The organism is Streptomyces phytophilus, assembly GCF_013870535.1.
GTDB classification, from domain to species: domain Bacteria; phylum Actinomycetota; class Actinomycetes; order Streptomycetales; family Streptomycetaceae; genus Streptomyces; species Streptomyces phytophilus.
In genome coordinates this window covers 1-3,457 of record NZ_JACBXC010000639.1, presented here as the reverse complement: position 1 = coordinate 3,457, position 3,457 = coordinate 1, and the positions used below count along the sequence as shown (strand labels likewise).

The window sequence follows — 3,457 nt, the reverse complement described above, 5'->3', positions numbered from 1 at the left end:
TTCGGCGCCGCTCAGCCGCCGAACGCGTCCAGGATCCGCTCCGCCGCCCGCGTCGCCGTCAACTCACCGTCCCTGACCTGCCGTTCCAGCCCGGGAGCCAGCGCGCCGACCGCCGGGTCGGCGCGCAGCCGGCCCAGCAGTTCGTCGCGCACCATCGACCACGTCCAGTCCACCTGCTGATCGCGCCGCCGGCCGGCCAGCCGGCCCGTACTCTCCAGCAGCCCGCGGTGGCGCTCCAGCCGTTCCCAGACCGTGTCGAGCCCCGTCGCCTCCCGCGCGCTGCAGTGCAGCACCGGCGGCGTCCAGAACGCGCCCTTCCCGTGCATCAGCCGCAGCGCGCCGGCCAGTTCCCGCGCCGCCGCCCGGGCGTCGCGCTCGTGCGGCCCGTCGGCCTTGTTGACGGCGATCACGTCCGCCAGCTCCAGCACGCCCTTCTTGATGCCCTGCAGCTGGTCGCCGGTCCGTGCCAGCGTCAGCAGCAGGAAGGAGTCGACCATGTGCGCGACGGCCGTCTCGGACTGGCCGACGCCCACGGTCTCCACCAGCACCACGTCGTAGCCGGCGGCCTCCATCACCACGATCGACTCGCGCGTCGCCTTCGCGACCCCGCCGAGGGTGCCCGCGGTGGGGGAGGGGCGGACGAAGGCGGCCGGGTCGACGGCCAGGCGCTCCATGCGCGTCTTGTCGCCCAGGATCGACCCGCCGGTGCGGCTGGAGGACGGGTCGACGGCCAGCACCGCGACCCGGTGGCCGAGCCCCGTCAGCATGGTGCCGAAGGCGTCGACGAACGTCGACTTGCCCACGCCAGGCACCCCGCTGACCCCGATGCGCCGGGCGTTCCCGCTGTACGGCAGCAGCTCGGTCAGCAACTCCTGGGCCAGCGCCCGGTGCTGCGGCCGCGTCGACTCCACCAGGGTGATGGCGCGGGCGACGAGCGCGCGCTTGCCGTCCAGGACGCCCTTGACGTATGTGTCGAGGTCGATGGCCACCTGTTCACCCGCTCACGCGGCGCCGTGGCCGAGGCCGGCGGCCAGCTGCGTCACCAGGTCGTACGCGGCGTCCGGGATCACGGTGCCCGGCGGGAACACGGCGGCGGCGCCCATGCCGAGCAGCTCCGCCACGTCCTGCGGCGGGATCACGCCGCCCACCACGACCATGATGTCCTCGCGCCCCTCCTCCGCCAGCGCCTCGCGCAGCGCCGGCACGAGCGTCAGGTGCCCGGCCGCAAGCGACGACACCCCCACGATGTGCACGTCCGCCTCCACGGCCTGCCGCGCCACCTCCGCCGGGGTCTGGAACAGCGGGCCGACGTCCACGTCGAAGCCGAGGTCGGCGAAGGCCGTGGCGATCACCTTCTGCCCGCGGTCGTGCCCGTCCTGGCCCATCTTGGCGACCAGGATCCGCGGCCGGCGGCCCTCCGCCTCCGCGAACTCGCCCACCAGCGCCCTGGTGCGCTCCACCGACGGCGACTCGCCCGCCTCGTTCCGGTACACACCGGAGATCGTACGGATCTGCCCGGCGTGCCGCCCGTAGACCGACTCCAGCGCGTACGAGATCTCGCCCACCGTCGCCCGGGCCCGCGCGGCCCGTACCGCCAGCTCCAGCAGGTTCCCCTCGCCGGCCGCCGCCCGCGCCAGGTCGTCCAGCGCGCCCCGGCACGCGGCCTCGTCGCGCTCCGCGCGCAGCCGCTCCAGCTTCGCGATCTGCTGCGCCCGCACCGCGGAGTTGTCGACCTTCAGCACCTCGATCTGCTCGTCGGTCTCCACCCGGTACTTGTTCACGCCGATCACCGGCTGCCGGCCGGAGTCGATACGGGCCTGGGTGCGCGCCGCCGCCTCCTCCACCCGCAGCTTCGGGATGCCCGCGTCGATCGCCTGCGCCATGCCGCCGGCCTGCTCGACCTCCTCGATGTGCTGCCAGGCCCGCCGCGCCAGGTCGTACGTCAGCCGCTCCACGTACGCGCTGCCGCCCCACGGGTCGATCACGCGGGTCGTGCCGGACTCCTGCTGGAGCAGCAGCTGGGTGTTGCGGGCGATCCGGGCGGCGAAGTCCGTCGGCAGCGCGAGCGCCTCGTCCAGGGCGTTGGTGTGCAGCGACTGCGTGTGGCCCTGGGTGGCCGCCATCGCCTCGACGCACGTGCGGGTCACGTTGTTGTACACGTCCTGCGCCGTCAGCGACCAGCCGGAGGTCTGCGAGTGCGTGCGCAGCGACAGCGACTTGGCATTCTGCGGGTCGAAGCGTCTGACCAGCTTCGCCCAGAGCAGGCGTGCCGCGCGGAGCTTGGCGATCTCCATGAAGAAGTTCATGCCGATCGCCCAGAAGAACGACAGCCGCGGCGCGAAGGCGTCCACGTCCAGGCCGGCGTCGCGGCCGGCCCGGATGTACTCCACGCCGTCGGCGAGGGTGTACGCCAGCTCCAGGTCGGCCGTCGCGCCCGCCTCCTGGATGTGGTAACCGGAGATCGAAATCGAGTTGTAGCGCGGCATGTTCCGCGAGGTGAAGGCGAAGATGTCGGAGATGATCCGCATCGACGGCTTCGGCGGGTAGATGTAGGTGTTGCGGACCATGAACTCCTTGAGGATGTCGTTCTGGATGGTCCCCGCCAGCTTCCCGGGCGGCACCCCCTGCTCCTCTGCCGCGACGATGTACAGCGCCAGCACCGGCAGCACCGCGCCGTTCATCGTCATCGACACCGTCATCCGGTCCAGCGGGATGCCGTCGAAGAGCCGGCGCATGTCGAGGATCGAGTCGATCGCCACGCCCGCCATGCCGACGTCGCCGGTCACCCGCGGGTGGTCGCTGTCGTAGCCGCGGTGGGTGGGCAGGTCGAAGGCGACGGACAGGCCCTTCTGGCCGGCCGCGAGGTTGCGCCGGTAGAAGGCGTTGGACTCCTCGGCGGTGGAGAAGCCCGCGTACTGGCGGATCGTCCACGGCTGGTTGACGTACATCGTCGGGTACGGGCCGCGCAGATACGGCGCGATGCCCGGATAGGTGTTCAGGAAGTCCAGGTCCGCCAGGTCCTCGCCGGTGTACAGCGGCCGGACCGCGATGCCCTCGGGCGTCTCCCAGCCGAGGTCGCCGCCGTCGCCGCCGCGCTTGAGGGCGGCGTGCCACTCGTCGGCGCCGGCTGCGGGCGCCGGCGTGCCGAGCTCGATGTCCGAGAAGTCGGGGACGGTCATCGGGCCACTCCCATGCGGTCGAGTGCGTCGGTCAGTACGGCCACGGCGTCGCAGCCGGCGTGCACGTAGGTGTCGGCGCCGTCGTACGGGCCCGGGCGCCCGGCGAGGTACACGTGCTGCGCCCCGGCCGCCCGCAGCTCCGCCGCGGCGGCGGCACCCTGCTCCTCGTACACCGTGTCGCCGGAGCACAGGCACGCCTCGGCCGCCCCGCTGTCCGCGAAGGTGCCGCCGGTCACCGGCTCGACGCCGCCAGCCTGGAAGAGGTTCGCGGCGAACGT

At 72.9% G+C, this 3,457-nt stretch carries 2 protein-coding genes and 1 pseudogene; all 3 read right to left on the bottom strand.

What is annotated here, in order from left to right:
* Positions 1-11: 11 nt before the first annotated feature.
* The gene (gene meaB, locus H5J30_RS22760) at positions 12-989 is read right to left on the bottom strand and encodes a methylmalonyl Co-A mutase-associated GTPase MeaB (protein WP_181789243.1); all 978 of its coding nucleotides are present in this window, start codon (positions 987-989) and stop codon (positions 12-14) included.
* Between the two features lie 12 nt (positions 990-1,001).
* Positions 1,002-3,179: a methylmalonyl-CoA mutase gene (scpA, locus tag H5J30_RS22755; protein WP_181789242.1), complete on the bottom strand. Its 2,178-nt coding sequence runs from the start codon at positions 3,177-3,179 to the stop codon at positions 1,002-1,004.
* Positions 3,176-3,457: pseudogene (locus H5J30_RS22750) on the bottom strand (methylmalonyl-CoA mutase); the annotation flags it as partial. The pseudogene H5J30_RS22750 and the gene scpA, both read right to left, overlap by 4 nt.

Coding starts and splice junctions, on each gene's coding strand:
- scpA (WP_181789242.1), bottom strand. CDS start 3,179: ATGACCGTCCCCGACTTCTCGGACATCGAGCTCGGCACGCCGGCGCCC.